Origin of the sequence: Streptomyces sp. NPDC008317, from assembly GCF_042955955.1 — a bacterium.
GTDB lineage: Bacteria > Actinomycetota > Actinomycetes > Streptomycetales > Streptomycetaceae > Actinacidiphila.
Genome location: NZ_JBIBFQ010000007.1, coordinates 422,971 through 437,295 on the forward strand (window position 1 = coordinate 422,971; position 14,325 = coordinate 437,295).

Here is a 14,325-nt window from a genome sequence, read left to right on the forward strand (position 1 = left end):
GAGGTTCACCATGCCCGACATCCGTACCACCGCCACCAGACGCGTCGCCGCGGGCATCGCCGTCGCCGCCCTCACCTTCGGCCTCGCCGCCTGCGGCAGCGACAGCGGCTCGGACGCCGCGGCACCGGCCGCCGCGGACGCCAAGGGCACCGTCGTGGTCGGCGCGCAGTCCAACGGCGCCGCCAAGGAGATCACGCTCACCGTCCCTGAGGTCGCCGCCATCCGCGCCGAGCTGCCCAAGTCCGTGCTCGACAGCAAGCAACTCGTCATCGGCCTGGGCTTCCTGCCCGCCGGCTCGCCGCCGATCGGCTACGTCGGCGCGGACCAGAAGACCATCACCGGCTCCGAGCCCGACCTCGGCCGGCTGATCGCCGCCGTCTTCGGCCTCAAGCCCGTGCTGTCCAACGCCACCTGGGACAACCTCTTCGTCGGCATCGACAGCGGCAAGACCGATGTCGGCTTCTCCAACATCACCGACACCGAGCAGCGCAAGGAGAAGTACGACTTCGCCAGCTACCGGCAGGACAACCTCGGCTTCGAGGTGAAGAAGAGCGACACCTGGAACTTCGACGGCACCTACCGCAGCCTGGCGGGCAAGACCGTCGCGGTCGGCGCGGGCACCAACCAGGAGAAGATCCTGCTGAAGTGGCAGAGCGAGCTGAAGGCCGACGGCAAGAAGCTCACGATCAAGTACTTCCAGGACTCCAACAGCACCTATCTGGCGCTCAACTCCGGCCGGATCGACGCCTACTTCGCGCCCAACCCGAGCATCGCCTACCACGGCACGCAGACCGCGGGCTCGCCGAACGCCACCCGCAGCGCGGGCAAGTTCTCCGGCGCCGGGGCGTCCCTGCAAGGGCTGATCTGCGCCACGGCGAAGAAGGACAGCGGCCTGGCCAAGCCCCTCGCCGACGCGATCAACCACCTGATCAAGAATGGTCAGTACGCGCAGTGGCTCGCCGCGTGGAATCTGGCCAACGAAGCGGTGCCCGCCTCGCTGGTCAACCCGCCGGGGCTGCCGCTGACCAACTCCTGACCCCGTACCGGCCGCGGCACGGCCCCGCACCGACCGAAAGGAAGTCGACCGCCATGACACGCAGGAAAGTCGTCGTCGTCGGAGGCGGGGCCATGGGCTCGTCCGCGGCCTGGCACCTCGCCTCGCGCGGCGCCGAGGTCACGCTGCTCGAACAGTTCGCGCCCGGCCACGACCGGGGCAGCTCGCACGGCAGCTCCCGGATCTTCCGGCTCGCGTACGCCGATCCGTTCTACGTCGGCCTCGCCGTACGGGCGCTTCCGCTGTGGCGGCGGCTCCAGGACGAGACGGGCAGCACCGTACTGACCCTGACCGGGGCCGTCGACCACGGGCCCGCGCAAGCCACCGCGGCGCTGCGGGACGCGCTGCGCGGGGCTGGGCGGCCCAGCCAGGAGCTGACCGCGCGGGCCGCCGCCGAGCGCTGGCCGGGGCTCGTCGCGGACACCACCGCGCTGTTCCACCCCGAGGCCGGGCGGCTGCACGCCGACGACGCGGTGGCCGCCTTCCAGCAGGCCGCGCGGGCCAAGGGCGCGACCGTACGGCACGGCGTCAAGGTCAGCGCGCTGCGGCGGCGCGGCTCGGGCGCCGAGGTGGTCACCGCGCGGGACGAGGTGATCGCCGCGGACGCCGTGGTCGTGGCCGTCGGCGGCTGGGCGGCCCGCACGCTCGGCCAGGTCACCGAGGGCCCGCCGCCGCTGCGCGTCACCCAGGAGCAGCCGGTGCACTTCCCCGCCCCCGACGCGCCGGACTGGCCCGCCTTCATCCACCACGGCGGGGCCGGTATCGACGAGGCCGCGGGCGTGTACGGCCTCGGCAGCGCCGACGGGGTGAAGGCCGGATTCCACGGGATCGGCCCGGTCGTGGACCCGGACGACCGGGACCGCACGCCCGATCCCGTGGTCCTCGGCAGGCTCCAGGAGTACGCCGCCCGGTGGCTGCCCGGTGTCGATCACACCCGGCCCACCCCGGTGACCTGCTTGTACACCACGACCCCCGATCATGACTTCGTGATCGACCGTGTGGGACCTTTCACCGTCCTCGCGGGATTTTCCGGGCACGGATTCAAGTTCGCATCAGTGGTCGGCGAAATCGCCGCCGACCTCGTGGACGGCCGTCCGGGGTCAGGACGGTTCGCGATCGGCCGTCCGTACCGCCCGGCGACAGCGCAGTGACGGCGACGCGCCGTACGACAGCAGAACGGAGAGTCACGGCGACCATGTCGACCAGCCTTCAGCACCCGCAGCAGCAGCCCCAGAACCCCGGACCGACCGGCGACCAGGTCTTTCCCGCGTCGCCGCACCCTCTGGACAACCCCGCCTGGGCCGCGCTGACCGGGGCGCACCGCCATCTCGCGCAAGTCGTCGGCTCCGCCGCGCGCTACCCGGAGGACGTCTCGCCCTTCGTGGCGCTCGCCGACCCCGCCGATCCGGCCGCGTGGGCGGACCTCGCCGCCCTCATGGGTCCCGGCGCGACCTTCGCGCTGGCCGGCGTCCCGGCCACGCCCGACGGGTGGCGCAGCGAGTGGGGAGCCGAGGGCGTGCAGCTCGTCGGGACCGACGCGCTGCTGGACGAGGCCGATCCGGAGGCGCGCCCGCTCGGCCCTGCGGACGTACCGGAGATGCTGGACCTGGTCGAGCGGACCAAGCCGGGTCCGTTCAGGCAGCGCACCATCGAACTGGGCGCCTACTACGGCATCCGCCGCGACGGAAAGCTCGTGGCCATGGCCGGTGAGCGGCTGCGGCTCGACGGCTGGACCGAGATCAGCGCCGTGTGCACCGACGACGCGTTCCGCGGCCAGGGCCTGGCGTCCCGGCTGGTGCGGCACACGGCGGCCGGGATCCGCGGCCGGGGCGACCGCCCGTTCCTGCACGCGGCGGGCAGCAACGTCAACGCCATCCGGCTCTACGAGTCGATCGGCTTCGCGCTGCGCCGCACTACGCACTTCCGGGGCGTACGGGTGCCGGGCGGCGACGGCGACGCGGAAGGCACCGGCGGCGCGGGCGAATGAACGCCGGTGACGGACACCGGTGACGGACGCCATTGCGCGGGACGGTATCCGCGAGATAGCGTCGAATTCAGGTGATGAGTGTCAGCGACAAGCCCTGGCTGGCTGACCGGCAACCCTCCCTCGCGGCGGGGTGCTCCAGGTGACAACCAGGCGGGTCCCGACCGGACCCGCAAGCGCGACTCCGGTACGGCCCCCGGCCGTACCGCCCGGACGGGGGTGACGACAGTGCGAGCGGACTTCGACCGCGCCGACGTGCGCACCCTCGTCCCGCGCGGACCCGTCGTGCATCTGTACGGGCGCCAGCACATCGATCTCCAGCGCGTCGCCGGCGCGCTCTGTTGCGCCTGATCTGACCCCGCCGACGCGACCGCCATGGGGCGGCCGTGTCCTCCTCCGGTCGATCAGGAAGGCACTTCGCCGTGTCCGCACACCCGTCATCCCTGTCCTCCTCCGCCTCCCCCGAGCCCGCTTCATCACCTTCGTCCGTTCCGTCGGCGTCCGCCGCCCGTCCGCCGCTGCACCTCGCGGTCGCCCTGGACGGCGCGGGCTGGCACCCGGCCGCGTGGCGGGAGCCGGACGCGCGACCCGGCGAACTGTTCGACGCCGCCTACTGGGCGGACGCCGTGACCGAGGCCGAGCGCGGCCTGCTGGACTTCGTCACCATCGAGGACTCCCTCGGGCTCCAGTCGACCGGGTACGGCGACCCCGACGAGCGCACCGACCAGGTGCGCGGCCGGCTGGACGCCGTGCTCATCGCGTCCAGGGTCGCCCCGCTGACCAGCCACATCGGTCTGGTGCCGACCCTGATCGCCACGCACACCGAGCCGTTCCACCTGTCCAAGGCGATCGCCACCCTGGACTACGTGAGCGGCGGCCGGGCCGGGCTGCGCATCCAGATCTCCGCCCGACAGCACGAGGCCGCGCACTTCGGCCGCCGCGAATTCCCGCCGTTCCGCATCGAGGAGTACGACCAGCCGCACGTCCAGGACCTGGTCACCGACCTCTTCGACGAGGCCGCGGACTACGTCGAGGTGCTGCGGCGGCTGTGGGATAGCTGGGAGGACGACGCGGAGATCCGGGACGTGGCCACCGGCCGCTTCGTGGACCGCGACAAGCTCCACTACATCGACTTCCAGGGCCGCCACTTCGGCGTCAAGGGCCCCTCGATCACACCGCGCCCGCCGCAGGGCCAGCCGCCGGTGACCGCGCTCGCGCACGCCACCGTGCCGTACCGGCTGGTGGGGCGCGCCGCGGACATCGGCTATGTGACCCCGCACGACGCGGGGCAGGCGGCGGCGATCGTCGCGGAGATCCGCGCCGAGCAGCGGGCCGCGGGCCGGGAGGCCGAACCGGTCCATGTCTTCGGCGATCTGGTGGTCTTCCTCGACACCGACCGCGCGGCGGCCGAGGCCCGCAGGGACCGGCTGGACGCGCTGCTCGACCAGCCGTACACCAGCGACGCGACCGTCTTCGCCGGGACGCCCGCCGAACTGGCCGACCTGCTGCTGGAGTGGCAGGACGCCGGGCTGACCGGTTACCGGCTGCGGCCGGCGGCGCTCGGCCACGACCTGCCCGCGATCACCCGCGGCCTGGTGCCCGAGTTGCAGGCGCGCGGCGCCTTCCGGCGCGCGTACGAGGCCGGCACGCTCCGCGGCCTGCTGGGGCTCGCGCGCCCCGCGAACCGTTACGCCACCACCAGCGCCTGAGCCGGAGGATCCGACCGTCATGAGCAAGCCCCTGAAGCAGATCCATCTCGCGGCCCACTTCCCCGGCGTCAACAACACCACCGTGTGGAGCGACCCGGCCGCGGGCAGCCACATCGAGTTCAGCTCCTTCGCCCACTTCGCGCGCACCGCGGAGCGGGCCAAGTTCGACTTCCTCTTCCTCGCCGAGGGCCTGCGGCTGCGCGAACAGGGCGGCCATATATACGACTTGGACGTCGTCGGCCGCCCGGACACCTTCACCGTGCTCGCCGCGCTGGCCGCGGTGACCGAGCGGATCGGCCTGACCGGCACGATCAACTCGACGTTCAACGAGCCGTACGAGGTGGCCCGGCAGTTCGCCAGCCTCGATCACCTGTCCGCGGGCCGCGCCGCGTGGAACGTCGTCACCTCCTGGGACGCCTTCACGGGCGAGAACTTCCGGCGCGGCGGCTTCCTTCCGCAGGACGAGCGGTACTCCAGGGCGCGGGAGTTCCTGGCCACCGCCAATGAGCTGTTCGACTCCTGGCACGGCGACGAGATCGTCGCCGACCGGGAGACCGGGACGTTCCTGCGGGACGCGCGGGCCGGGGCCTTCGTCCACAAGGGCCAGCACTTCGACATCCAGGGGCAGTTCAACGTCCCGCGCAGCCCGCAGGGCCGCCCGGTGATCTTCCAGGCGGGGGACTCGGAAGAGGGACGCGAATTCGCCGCGTCGAGCGCGGACGCGATCTTCAGCCGGTACAGCACTCTCAAGGAGGGGCGGGAGTTCTACACGGACGTCAAGGGGCGCCTGGCCCGGCACGGCCGCCGGGCGGACCAGTTGCTGATCCTGCCCGCCGCCACCTTCGTGCTCGGCGACACCGACGCCGAGGCGGAGGAGCTGTCCCGCGAGGTGCGCCGCGCGCAGGTCAGCGGTGCCACCGCGATCAAGCACCTGGAATTCGTCTGGAACCGCGACCTGTCCGGGTACGACCCGGAGGGCCCGCTGCCCGAGATCGACCCGGATCTCGGCGAGCACACCATCGCCCGCGGCCGGGCTCAAGTCCGGATGTACCGCGACCCGTTGGCGACCGCCCGCGAGTGGCGGGAGCTGGCGGCGGCCAACAAGTGGTCCATCCGCGACCTGGTCATCGAGACCGGCAACCGCCAGTCGTTCGTCGGCTCCCCCACGACGGTCGCGGAGACCATCAACTCCTTTGTGCAGGCCGACGCGAGCGACGGTTTCATCCTCGTCCCGCACATCACCCCCGGCGGTCTCGACGTCTTCGCCGACACCGTCGTACCGCTGCTCCAGGAACGCGGTGTGTTCCGTACCGAGTACGAGGGCGGCACGCTGCGGGACCACCTCGGCCTGGCCCACCCGGACGCCGGGGGCGACGCCGCGGACGTACGGGAGTCGGTGGCATGAAGTTCCTCGCCATCACGCTGATCGTGCACCGGCCCGACCCGGTCACCGGCGTCCTGAAGTCCACTCATGAGCGCTTCAGGGAAGTCCTCGACAACGCGGTGCTCGCCGAGGAGTTGGGCTTCGACGGGTTCGGGGTGGGAGAGCGGCACGAGCGGCCGTTCATCTCCTCCTCGCCGACGGTGGTGCTCAGCCATGTGGCAGCGATCACCCGGCGCATCCGGCTCTTCACCGCGGTCACCACGCTGAGCCTGCTGGACCCGGTCAGGGCTTACGAGGACTACGCGACGCTCGACCATCTCTCCGAGGGCCGCCTGGACCTGATCATCGGCAAGGGCAACGGCACGGCGCAGCGCGAGCTGTTCCACGTCACACCCGAGGACCAGTGGGACCGCAACGCCGAGAGCTACGAGGTGTTCCGGCAGATCTGGCGGCAGGACAAGGTGACCGCGCGGACCCGCTTCCGCCCCGAGCTGAAGGACGCGGAGGTCTGGCCGCGGCCGTACCAGCGGCCGATCCGGGTCTGGCACGGCAGCGCGACCAGCAAGGAGTCCGTGGACCTCGCCGCCCGCTACGGCGATCCGCTGTTCTCGGCGAATGTCACCAACCCCATCGAGCCGTATGCCGAGTTGATCCGCTACTACCGGGAGCGCTGGGAGCACTACGGGCACGATCCGGCGGACATCGCGGTGGGCGCGGGTTCCGCGGGGCTGTACGTGGCCCGCACCTCGCAGGAGGCGCTGGAGGTCTACCGGCCGATCTTCGAGAGCAATCTGGCGTTCCAGAAGGAGGTGGGCCTGCCGGTGGTCTTCGGAACGCTGGAGGACTTCGTGGAGCGCAGTTCGGCGCTGATCGGCAGCCCGCAGCAGGTGATCGAGAAAGTGCACCGCTATCACGAGGAGTTCGGGCACACCGTGCTGCATCTGCACGCGGACGCGAGCGGGCTCGGCGAGGCCGAGCACCGTACGTCGCTGGAGCGTTTCCAGTCCGAGGTCGCGCCCGTGCTCCGCGCGGAAATACCCGATCCGCCGTGGAACTGGGGGCCGGTGAACACGGCCTCTCCGCGTAAGGACACCGTCGGCGCAGGCACCATCGCAAAGGAGGGCGACGCCGCATGAGCGTTCCCGCAGCTTCCGGCTCATCGAACCCCTCACGTCCGTCGGACCCTTCGAGTTCCCCGGACCCTTCCGCCTCTTCGGCTTCTTCGAACTCGTCGTCGGTGCCGCTGTCGATTCTCGACCTGTCGCCGATCAGTTCGGGCTCCACCGCCGCGCAGGCGCTGCGCAACACCGTGGACCTGGCACAGCGCGCGGAGGCCGCCGGATACGCGCGCTACTGGCTGGCCGAGCACCATCTGACGACCGGGGTCGCCGGGGTGTCGCCCGCGCTGGTGATCCAGCTCGTGGCGGCGGCGACCGCACGGATCCGGGTGGGCGCGGGCGCGGTGCAGCTCGGGCACCGCACACCGCTGTCGGTGGTCGAGGAGTTCGGGCTGCTCGACGCGCTGTACCCGGGCCGGATCGACCTGGGCCTCGGCCGTACCGGATTCCGTAAGCCGTCCGCGTCCGGCGGCGCGCCCGCCGCTCCCCCGGCGCCGCGCCGCACCGAGGCCCGGTACACACCGGAGGGGCTGCTGATCCCCGCGCCGTACGACTTCAGCCGGCTGATCGGCTCTCCGCTGCTGACGCGCTACACGCAGCTCGTGCAGTACCCGGGGGCCGAACTGCCCGAGTACCGCGACCAGCTCGACCAGATCCTCGGGCTGCTGCGCGGGGACTACCGGACACCGGAGGGACTCGACGCGCACGCGGTGCCCGGCGAGGGCGCCGATCTCCAGGTGTGGGTGCTGGGCAGCAGCGGCGGGGCGAGCGCGCAGGCGGCGGGCGCGCTCGGCCTGCCCTTCGCGGCGAATTACCACGTGAGTCCGGCCGCCGTCCTCGAAGCGGTGGACGCGTACCGCAAGGCGTTCGTGCCCTCCGCCACGCTCGACGAGCCGCATGTGCTGGTCTCGGCCGATGTCGTGGTCGCCGAGGACGACGCCACCGCGCGGCACTTGGCGTCGCCGTACGCGCTGTGGGTGCACAGCATCCGCTCGGGTCAGGGCGCGATCCCCTTCCCGAGTCCGGAGGAGGCCGCGGTCCACTCGTGGACGGCGGACGAGCGGGCGCTGGTCGAGGACCGGGTGCGCACCCAGTTCACCGGCACACCCGAAAGTGTCGCGGACCGGCTGCGGGTGCTCCAACAGGCCACGGGCGCCGATGAGTTGCTGGTCACCACCATCACCCACGACCACCGGGACCGGGTCCGTTCCCACGAGTTGCTGGCGGACGCCTGGCGGCGGACCGCATGACCTCACCCGTATGACGTCACGCATGACGTCACCGCTCAGCGCGACCAGGAGGCTCCCATGACCGACCACCCCACCGCCACCGACGGCTATCTGGAGAACAACACGGCGTACGCGGCGGCCTTCGAGGGTCCGCTGCCGCTGCCGCCCGCCCGGCACACGGCGGTTCTGGCGTGCATGGACGCCCGGCTCAATGTGTACGGGGCGCTCGGTCTCGCCGAGGGCGACTCGCATGTGATCCGCAACGCGGGCGGGGTGGCCACCGACGACGCGATCCGTTCGCTGGCGATCAGTCAGCGGCTGCTGGGCACACGGGAGATCGTGCTGATCCACCACACCGACTGCGGCATGCTCACCTTCGGCGACGACGCCTTCCGCGAGTCGATCCGCGAGGAGACGGGCATCAAACCGCCGTGGGCGGCCGAGGCGTTCACCGATCTGGAGACCGACGTCCGCCAGTCCGCGGCCCGGATCAGGAACAGCCCGTTCATCCCGCACACCGACGCGGTGCGCGGCTTCGTGTTCGACGTGGCGAGCGGCAGGCTCGCGGAGGTGGCACTGCCCGACTAGCGCCTGTCCGGCGGATCATGGGCGGTCCAGGCGGTGCCCGGTGCTCCCCCGGACTCCGTCCGGGGGGACCCGCTGAGCGCAACGCACCGGGATGCCCGCAGAGCGGAGCTATTCGGGCATTCCGGCAACGCGACGGGGGTGCGTGCCAGCTGCCGAAAGGGCCGTTCGTGATCCGCCGCGCTGTCAGACCCTCCGCACCGTCAGGCCCGAGGAGCCGTCAGGCCCGCCGCGTCCAGGACGGCGACGGCTGTGCTCAGCGCCAGGCCGTCCAGGACCTCCGCCTTGATTCCGGCGCGGGCGCTGGCGCCGTCGAAGACCAGGGTGAGCTGGCGGGCCAGCAGTGCGGGGTCGGCGGCTCCGCCGCGCGCGGCCTCCGCGCGGAAGAAGTCGGTGAGCACCTGCTTGTTGCGGCGGGCCACGACGCTCGCCGGGTGCTCCGGGTCCTTCAGCTCGACCTGCGTGGCGAGGAAGGGGCAGCCGCGGTAGTCGGCCGAGGCGGCGGTCTCCTCCAGCCGCTCGAAGACGTACAGGACGCGGTCGCGCGGCGCCGCGGGCGCGCCGGGCGGCGGCAGCAGCCGGGCCTCGACGGGCGGCCCCTGCCGGTCGAGCGCGGCGGCCAGCACCTCGTCCTTGCTCGCGAAGAGCTGGTACATCGAGCGCTTGGACACCCCGGCGGCCTTGCACAGCGCGTCGATGCCGGTGCCGACGCCTTCCCGGTAGAAGAGCCCGGCCGCGGCGTCGAGCAGGCGGTCGCGCGTGCCGGACTTCTCCGTAGCGCCGGACTTCTGTGTCGTGGTCATACCCCGAGGTTACCGCTCCGGCTTGGCATCGGAAACCGATCGGTATACGGTGGTGGAAACCGATCGGTTTCCATGGTCGGCCGCATCCGTGCGGACCGCACGCGACCCCCCGGGCCGCGCACGTACCGGCCGCGGACCGCTCTCCTCCCGAAAGGCACTCCCATGCAGATCAACGGCGCTGTCGCCCTCGTCACCGGAGGCAACCGCGGCCTCGGCGAGAAGTTCGTCCAGGCCCTGCTCGACGGGGGCGCGGCCAAGGTCTACGCCGCCGCCCGCAACCCGGCCTCGGTCACCGTCCCGGGCGCCGTACCGCTCGCGCTGGACATCACCGACCCCGAGTCGGTACGGGCGGCGGCCGAGGCGGCCGGTGACGTCACCCTGCTGATCAACAACGCGGGCGCGTCGAACGGGGTGGACCTGCTCACCAGCGAGATGGACGTCGTCCGGAACGAGTTCGAGACCCACGTCTTCGGCACGCTCGCCGTCAGCCGCGCCTTCGCGCCGATCCTGGCCCGCAACGGCGGCGGCGCGGTGCTCAACGTGCTGTCGGCCCTGTCCTGGTTCACCACGCCGGGCAGCGCCGTCTACTCGGCCGCCAAGTCCGCCGAGTGGTCCCTGACCAACGCCACCCGGCTGGCGCTGCACGGCCAGGGCACCCTCGTCACCGGCCTGCACGTCGGCTACATGGACACCGACATGGCCGCGCGCGTCGACGCCCCCAAGTCGGACCCCGCCAAGATCGCCCGCATCGCGCTCGACGGCGTCGAGGCCGGGCTGTACGAGGTGCTGGCCGACGACACCAGCCGTCAGGTCAAGGCCGGCCTCGCCGCCGACCCTTCGGCTCTCTACGCCGAACTCGCCGCGCGCTGAACGCTGAACGCTGAACGCTGAACGCTGAACGCTGAACGCTTCTGAGGATGCGTCAGTCAGCAGTGCGGGACGTGCGGCTGCCACTGGGCGGCGGAACCGGTCGTCAGATACCAGTCGTTGACGTAGCCGCTGTCGCCGTCGAAGTCGAGCATGAACCAGTAGCGGTCGCCGTGCCCGTCGGCGTCGCCGTCACCGGTCGTCCAGCAGGCGAGTTCCCTCTCCTCGCCGTTGTAATAGCGCCGCCCGGTCTGACCGGAGCCGTAGCTCGGCCCGTAGTGCGAGGCCAGATACGAGCCGGGGTCGACGGCCGTCACGGTGGCGCACCATATGGCGTGACCGTCGTGCGAGCAGGAGTAGCCCGCGGCGGACGCGGGCGACGCCACACCGAAGACGGCCGCGCCCGCCAGCGCGGCGGCCCCGGCGAATATCGCGGCGGCGCGCCACGGCCATGACCGCGGTCAGCCCCGGTACTCCTCCAGCAGGCGCAGCCACACCTCACTGATCGTCGGGTACGCCGGGACCGCGTGCCACAGCCGCTCGATGGGCACCTCGCCCGCGACGGCGACCGTCGCGGAGTGCAGGAGTTCGCCGACTCCGGGGCCGACGAAGGTGACGCCGAGCAGGATGCCTCGGTCGAGGTCCACGACCATGCGGGCCCTGCCGCGGTAGCCGTCGGCGTAGAGGGAGGCGCCCGCGACCTGGCCGAGGTCGTAGTCCACGACCTTGGTCCGGTGTCCGGCGCGCTCCGCCTCGCTCGCCGTGAGGCCCACGGAGGCCGCCTCGGGGTCGGTGAAGACCACCTGCGGCACGGCGGCGTCGTCGGCGGTGGCGGCGTGCGGACCCCAGGGCGCGTCGTCGACCGGCTCGCCCTTGGCGCGGGCGGCGATCACGGCCCCGGCGATCCTGGCCTGGTACTTGCCCTGGTGGGTGAGGAGCGCGCGGTGGTTGACGTCGCCCGCCGCGTAGAGCCAGCCGTCCGGCACACCGGTGACCCGGCAGGTGACGTCCACGCCCAGCCAGTCCCCGGGGCGCAGGCCGACCGTCTCCAGCCCGAGGTCGCCGGTGCGCGGCGAGCGGCCGGTGGCGAAGAGGATCTCGTCGGCGACGACCCGCTGGCCGCCCTCCAGGCCGACCCGTACCTCGCCGTCCGCGCCGTCGCGCTCGACGATCGGCACGTTCGTACCGAAGTGCACCTCCACGCCCGCCTCGCGCAGGCCGTCGGTGACCAGTTCGCCGACGAAGGGCTCCATGCGCTCCAGCAGGCGGTCGCCGCGCACGAGCATGGTCACCCGCGAGCCGAGCGCCTGCCAGGCGGTCGCCATCTCGACGGCCACCACACCGCCGCCGACCACGACCAGGCGGCCGGGGACCTCCTTGGCGCTGGTCGCCTCACGGCTGGTCCACGGGTTGATGTCGGCGATGCCCGGCAGCTTGGGCAGCGCGGCGGAGGTGCCGGTGCAGACGGCGACGGCGTGCCGCGCGGTCAGCCGTACGGTCTCGCCCTCCGGCGTCAGCACCGCGACCTGCTTGGGACCGTCCAGGCGGCCCTGGCCGCGTACGAGATCGACGCCGACCGACTCCAGCCAGCCCACCTGGCCGTCGTCCTTCCAGTGCGAGGTGAACTCGTCGCGGCGGGCGAGGACGTCAGCGGCGTCCAGCGGTCCCGCGACCGCGCGGGCCAGCCCCGGCAGCCGGCTCGCGTCGGCGCGGGCGACCACCGGGCGCAGCAGTGCCTTGCTCGGCATGCACGCCCAGTAGGAGCACTCGCCGCCGACCAGCTCGCTCTCCACGACGACCGTGCTGAGCCCTGCGGCCTGCGTGCGGTCGGCGAGATTCTCACCGACCGGTCCGGCTCCGATGACGATCACGTCGTAGGTACGGGCAGCGTCGTTCATACCGGCTCCTGGGCTGCTGTCTGAATCACGCGGTGGTGTGCACACGTCTGTGCACACACATCTGTACTCACATGTCGGTGTTCACACATCCGGGTCGCGCGCGGAGAGGGGTGGCCAGGCCGTCATCCTACTGACGGGACCGGGCGGACGTATGATCACTTCGGGGCGCCGAGGGGCGCCGCGGGAGGTGTACCGATGGGCGAACTGGTACTGATCCGTCACGGCGAGACCGAGTGGACGCTGACCGGCCAGCACACCAGCTACACCGATCTGCCCCTCACCCCGAACGGCGAGGAGCAGGCCAGAACGCTGGCTCCGATGCTGGCCAGCAGGCACATCTCCACCGTGATCACCAGCCCGATGCGGCGCGCGCGGGACACCGCGAAGCTGGCCGGGCTCGAGCGCACACGGGTCGACGCCCACCTGTGCGAGTGGGACTACGGCGGCTACGAGGGCGTCACCACCCGTGACATCCACCGCACCCGTCCCACCTGGGATCTGTGGACCGACGGGGTCCCCGAGGGCCCCGAGGGCCATCCGGGGGAAACGGCGGAACAGGTCGGCGAGCGGGCCGACCGGGTGCTGGCCCTCGCCGACGCGGCGTTCACCAACAGCGACGGCGGCGATGTGGTGCTGGTCGCGCACGCCCACTTCCTGCGGGTGCTGACCGCCCGCAGACTGGGGCTGCCCCCGGCCGACGGCGCCCTGTTCCAGCTCGCCACCGGCACCGTCAGCCGGCTCGGCCTGGAACACGGCCGCCATGTGCTGACCGCGTGGAACCGGCTGCCCTGATCGGGCGGTGACGTCTGCGACGGCGGTGGACTCCGTACAAGCAGTGGTCTCTGTACGGCGCCGGTGTGCGTCCGAGCGATGGCGTCCAGACGAGCGGTGGTGTCCGGACGAGCCGCGAGGCCGATGTCAGCCGTGTAGCCCGTGGCAGCCGTGTAGCCCGGACGGACCGCCAGGAGCGGCGGCATCCGGTGGGGTCCGCGAAGACTGGGAGCAGCCCGGCGGTCCGGAGTCGGACCGGTACCGGGGCCCGGCACCAGGAGAGGACCCGGTCATGGCACTCGCGCACCGCAAGGACATCGGACTGCTGGCGTTGCGCGCGGGGACCGGCGGGGTGCTCTTCGCGCACGGCGCGCAGAAGCTCTTCGGCTGGTTCGGCGGCGGCGGGATCGACGGCACCTCGGCGGCCATGGAGCAGATGGGCTTCAAGCCGGAGCGGGCGAGCGCCGTCGCGGCCGGGCTCGGCGAGGCGGGCGGCGGGCTGCTGCTGGCCCTGGGGATCGCCACCCCGGCCGCGGGCGCGGCGGCGGCCGGCGCCATGGCGGGCGCGGTCTCCGTCCACGCCCCCGCCGGTTTCTTCAACACGTCCGGCGGCTACGAGTACCCCGCCTTCCTCGGCTTCTGCGCCGCCGCTTTGGGTGTCACGGGGCCCGGCCGCTACTCTCTGGACCATCTGACCGGCCATGTCCTGAACCGCCCGTGGGTGGTGGCCGCCGCCTTCACCGGCTCGGCAGCCGCCGCTTTCACGGTCGTACGCCGCCGCGCCGTCGGCAACGGTCCCGCGCCCGAGGATCTCGCCGTGCTGGAGGACCAGGACGGCTGAGCCGCCCGCGGACCGGTGTGGGGAACGCCGTACCGACCGGGGCAGCGGCACGCGCGGCGGCCACCGGCGGGTGCGCGGCGAC

The 14,325-nt window shown here is 72.3% G+C and carries 15 protein-coding genes and 1 riboswitch; of the genes, 12 read left to right on the forward strand and 3 right to left on the reverse strand.

Going from position 1 to position 14,325, the window contains the following annotated elements; all coding sequences use genetic code 11:
* Nucleotides 1–10: 10 nt before the first annotated feature.
* From ACFY9V_RS24495 to ACFY9V_RS24535, 9 genes are all read left to right on the forward strand, one after another.
* Entirely contained in the window at nucleotides 11–1,036 is a 1,026-nt protein-coding gene (locus tag ACFY9V_RS24495) for a transporter substrate-binding domain-containing protein (protein ID WP_355335599.1), read from the forward strand.
* 53 nt (nucleotides 1,037–1,089) lie between these two features.
* A complete protein-coding gene (locus ACFY9V_RS24500; RefSeq protein WP_391162903.1) occupies nucleotides 1,090–2,205 on the forward strand; it encodes an FAD-dependent oxidoreductase in 1,116 nt (371 codons plus the stop codon).
* A gap of 44 nt (nucleotides 2,206–2,249) precedes the next feature.
* A complete protein-coding gene (locus tag ACFY9V_RS24505) occupies nucleotides 2,250–3,041 on the forward strand; it encodes a GNAT family N-acetyltransferase (RefSeq protein WP_391162905.1) in 792 nt (263 codons plus the stop codon).
* 70 nt (nucleotides 3,042–3,111) lie between these two features.
* Nucleotides 3,112–3,223: riboswitch (SAM riboswitch) on the forward strand.
* A 34-nt stretch (nucleotides 3,224–3,257) separates the two neighbouring features.
* Complete coding sequence (locus tag ACFY9V_RS24510) at nucleotides 3,258–3,389, forward strand: putative leader peptide (RefSeq protein WP_355335606.1); 132 nt, start codon at nucleotides 3,258–3,260, stop codon at nucleotides 3,387–3,389.
* Between the two features lie 167 nt (nucleotides 3,390–3,556).
* A complete protein-coding gene (locus ACFY9V_RS24515; protein WP_391162944.1) occupies nucleotides 3,557–4,747 on the forward strand; it encodes an LLM class flavin-dependent oxidoreductase in 1,191 nt (396 codons plus the stop codon).
* A gap of 19 nt (nucleotides 4,748–4,766) precedes the next feature.
* The gene (locus ACFY9V_RS24520) at nucleotides 4,767–6,152 is read left to right on the forward strand and encodes an NtaA/DmoA family FMN-dependent monooxygenase (RefSeq protein WP_391051185.1); all 1,386 of its coding nucleotides are present in this window, start codon (nucleotides 4,767–4,769) and stop codon (nucleotides 6,150–6,152) included.
* A complete protein-coding gene (locus tag ACFY9V_RS24525; protein WP_391162906.1) occupies nucleotides 6,149–7,267 on the forward strand; it encodes an LLM class flavin-dependent oxidoreductase in 1,119 nt (372 codons plus the stop codon). The genes ACFY9V_RS24520 and ACFY9V_RS24525 overlap by 4 nt, the downstream gene beginning before the upstream one ends.
* A 101-nt stretch (nucleotides 7,268–7,368) precedes the next feature.
* Complete coding sequence (locus ACFY9V_RS24530; protein WP_391051181.1) at nucleotides 7,369–8,499, forward strand: LLM class flavin-dependent oxidoreductase; 1,131 nt, start codon at nucleotides 7,369–7,371, stop codon at nucleotides 8,497–8,499.
* Between the two features lie 57 nt (nucleotides 8,500–8,556).
* The gene (locus tag ACFY9V_RS24535) at nucleotides 8,557–9,066 is read left to right on the forward strand and encodes a carbonic anhydrase (protein WP_355335616.1); all 510 of its coding nucleotides are present in this window, start codon (nucleotides 8,557–8,559) and stop codon (nucleotides 9,064–9,066) included.
* Nucleotides 9,067–9,266: 200 nt separating this feature from the next.
* Here the strand turns inward: ACFY9V_RS24535 and ACFY9V_RS24540 are convergent, their stop codons facing one another.
* Complete coding sequence (locus ACFY9V_RS24540) at nucleotides 9,267–9,866, reverse strand: TetR family transcriptional regulator (protein ID WP_391051178.1); 600 nt, start codon at nucleotides 9,864–9,866, stop codon at nucleotides 9,267–9,269.
* Between the two features lie 162 nt (nucleotides 9,867–10,028).
* Here ACFY9V_RS24540 and ACFY9V_RS24545 point away from each other — a divergent pair, with 162 nt between their 5' ends.
* The gene (locus tag ACFY9V_RS24545) at nucleotides 10,029–10,736 is read left to right on the forward strand and encodes an SDR family oxidoreductase (protein WP_391162907.1); all 708 of its coding nucleotides are present in this window, start codon (nucleotides 10,029–10,031) and stop codon (nucleotides 10,734–10,736) included.
* A 56-nt stretch (nucleotides 10,737–10,792) separates the two neighbouring features.
* On the opposite strand, the gene ACFY9V_RS24550 is transcribed toward ACFY9V_RS24545, so the two are convergent.
* On the reverse strand, nucleotides 10,793–11,119 hold the full coding sequence (locus tag ACFY9V_RS24550; protein ID WP_391162908.1) for a hypothetical protein: 327 nt from the start codon (nucleotides 11,117–11,119) through the stop codon (nucleotides 10,793–10,795).
* Between the two features lie 75 nt (nucleotides 11,120–11,194).
* Nucleotides 11,195–12,631, reverse strand: a complete 1,437-nt coding sequence (locus tag ACFY9V_RS24555) for an FAD-dependent oxidoreductase (protein WP_391162909.1) — start codon at nucleotides 12,629–12,631, stop codon at nucleotides 11,195–11,197.
* Nucleotides 12,632–12,826: 195 nt separating this feature from the next.
* On the opposite strand from ACFY9V_RS24555, the gene ACFY9V_RS24560 reads away from it, so the two are divergent.
* Nucleotides 12,827–13,423, forward strand: a complete 597-nt coding sequence (locus tag ACFY9V_RS24560) for a histidine phosphatase family protein (RefSeq protein WP_355335627.1) — start codon at nucleotides 12,827–12,829, stop codon at nucleotides 13,421–13,423.
* A gap of 271 nt (nucleotides 13,424–13,694) precedes the next feature.
* Entirely contained in the window at nucleotides 13,695–14,243 is a 549-nt protein-coding gene (locus tag ACFY9V_RS24565; RefSeq protein WP_355335630.1) for a DoxX family protein, read from the forward strand.
* Nucleotides 14,244–14,325 lie beyond the last annotated feature (82 nt).

Bases quoted from the DNA above. Each gene is read 5' to 3' on its own strand.
- ACFY9V_RS24495 (WP_355335599.1), top strand. From the start codon at position 11: ATGCCCGACATCCGTACCACCGCCACCAGACGCGTCGCCGCGGGCATC.
- ACFY9V_RS24500 (WP_391162903.1), top strand. From the start codon at position 1,090: ATGACACGCAGGAAAGTCGTCGTCGTCGGAGGCGGGGCCATGGGCTCG.
- ACFY9V_RS24505 (WP_391162905.1), top strand. From the start codon at position 2,250: ATGTCGACCAGCCTTCAGCACCCGCAGCAGCAGCCCCAGAACCCCGGA.
- ACFY9V_RS24520 (WP_391051185.1), top strand. From the start codon at position 4,767: ATGAGCAAGCCCCTGAAGCAGATCCATCTCGCGGCCCACTTCCCCGGC.
- ACFY9V_RS24525 (WP_391162906.1), top strand. From the start codon at position 6,149: ATGAAGTTCCTCGCCATCACGCTGATCGTGCACCGGCCCGACCCGGTC.
- ACFY9V_RS24535 (WP_355335616.1), top strand. From the start codon at position 8,557: ATGACCGACCACCCCACCGCCACCGACGGCTATCTGGAGAACAACACG.
- ACFY9V_RS24540 (WP_391051178.1), bottom strand. From the start codon at position 9,866: ATGACCACGACACAGAAGTCCGGCGCTACGGAGAAGTCCGGCACGCGC.
- ACFY9V_RS24545 (WP_391162907.1), top strand. From the start codon at position 10,029: ATGCAGATCAACGGCGCTGTCGCCCTCGTCACCGGAGGCAACCGCGGC.
- ACFY9V_RS24555 (WP_391162909.1), bottom strand. From the start codon at position 12,631: ATGAACGACGCTGCCCGTACCTACGACGTGATCGTCATCGGAGCCGGA.
- ACFY9V_RS24560 (WP_355335627.1), top strand. From the start codon at position 12,827: ATGGGCGAACTGGTACTGATCCGTCACGGCGAGACCGAGTGGACGCTG.
- ACFY9V_RS24565 (WP_355335630.1), top strand. From the start codon at position 13,695: ATGGCACTCGCGCACCGCAAGGACATCGGACTGCTGGCGTTGCGCGCG.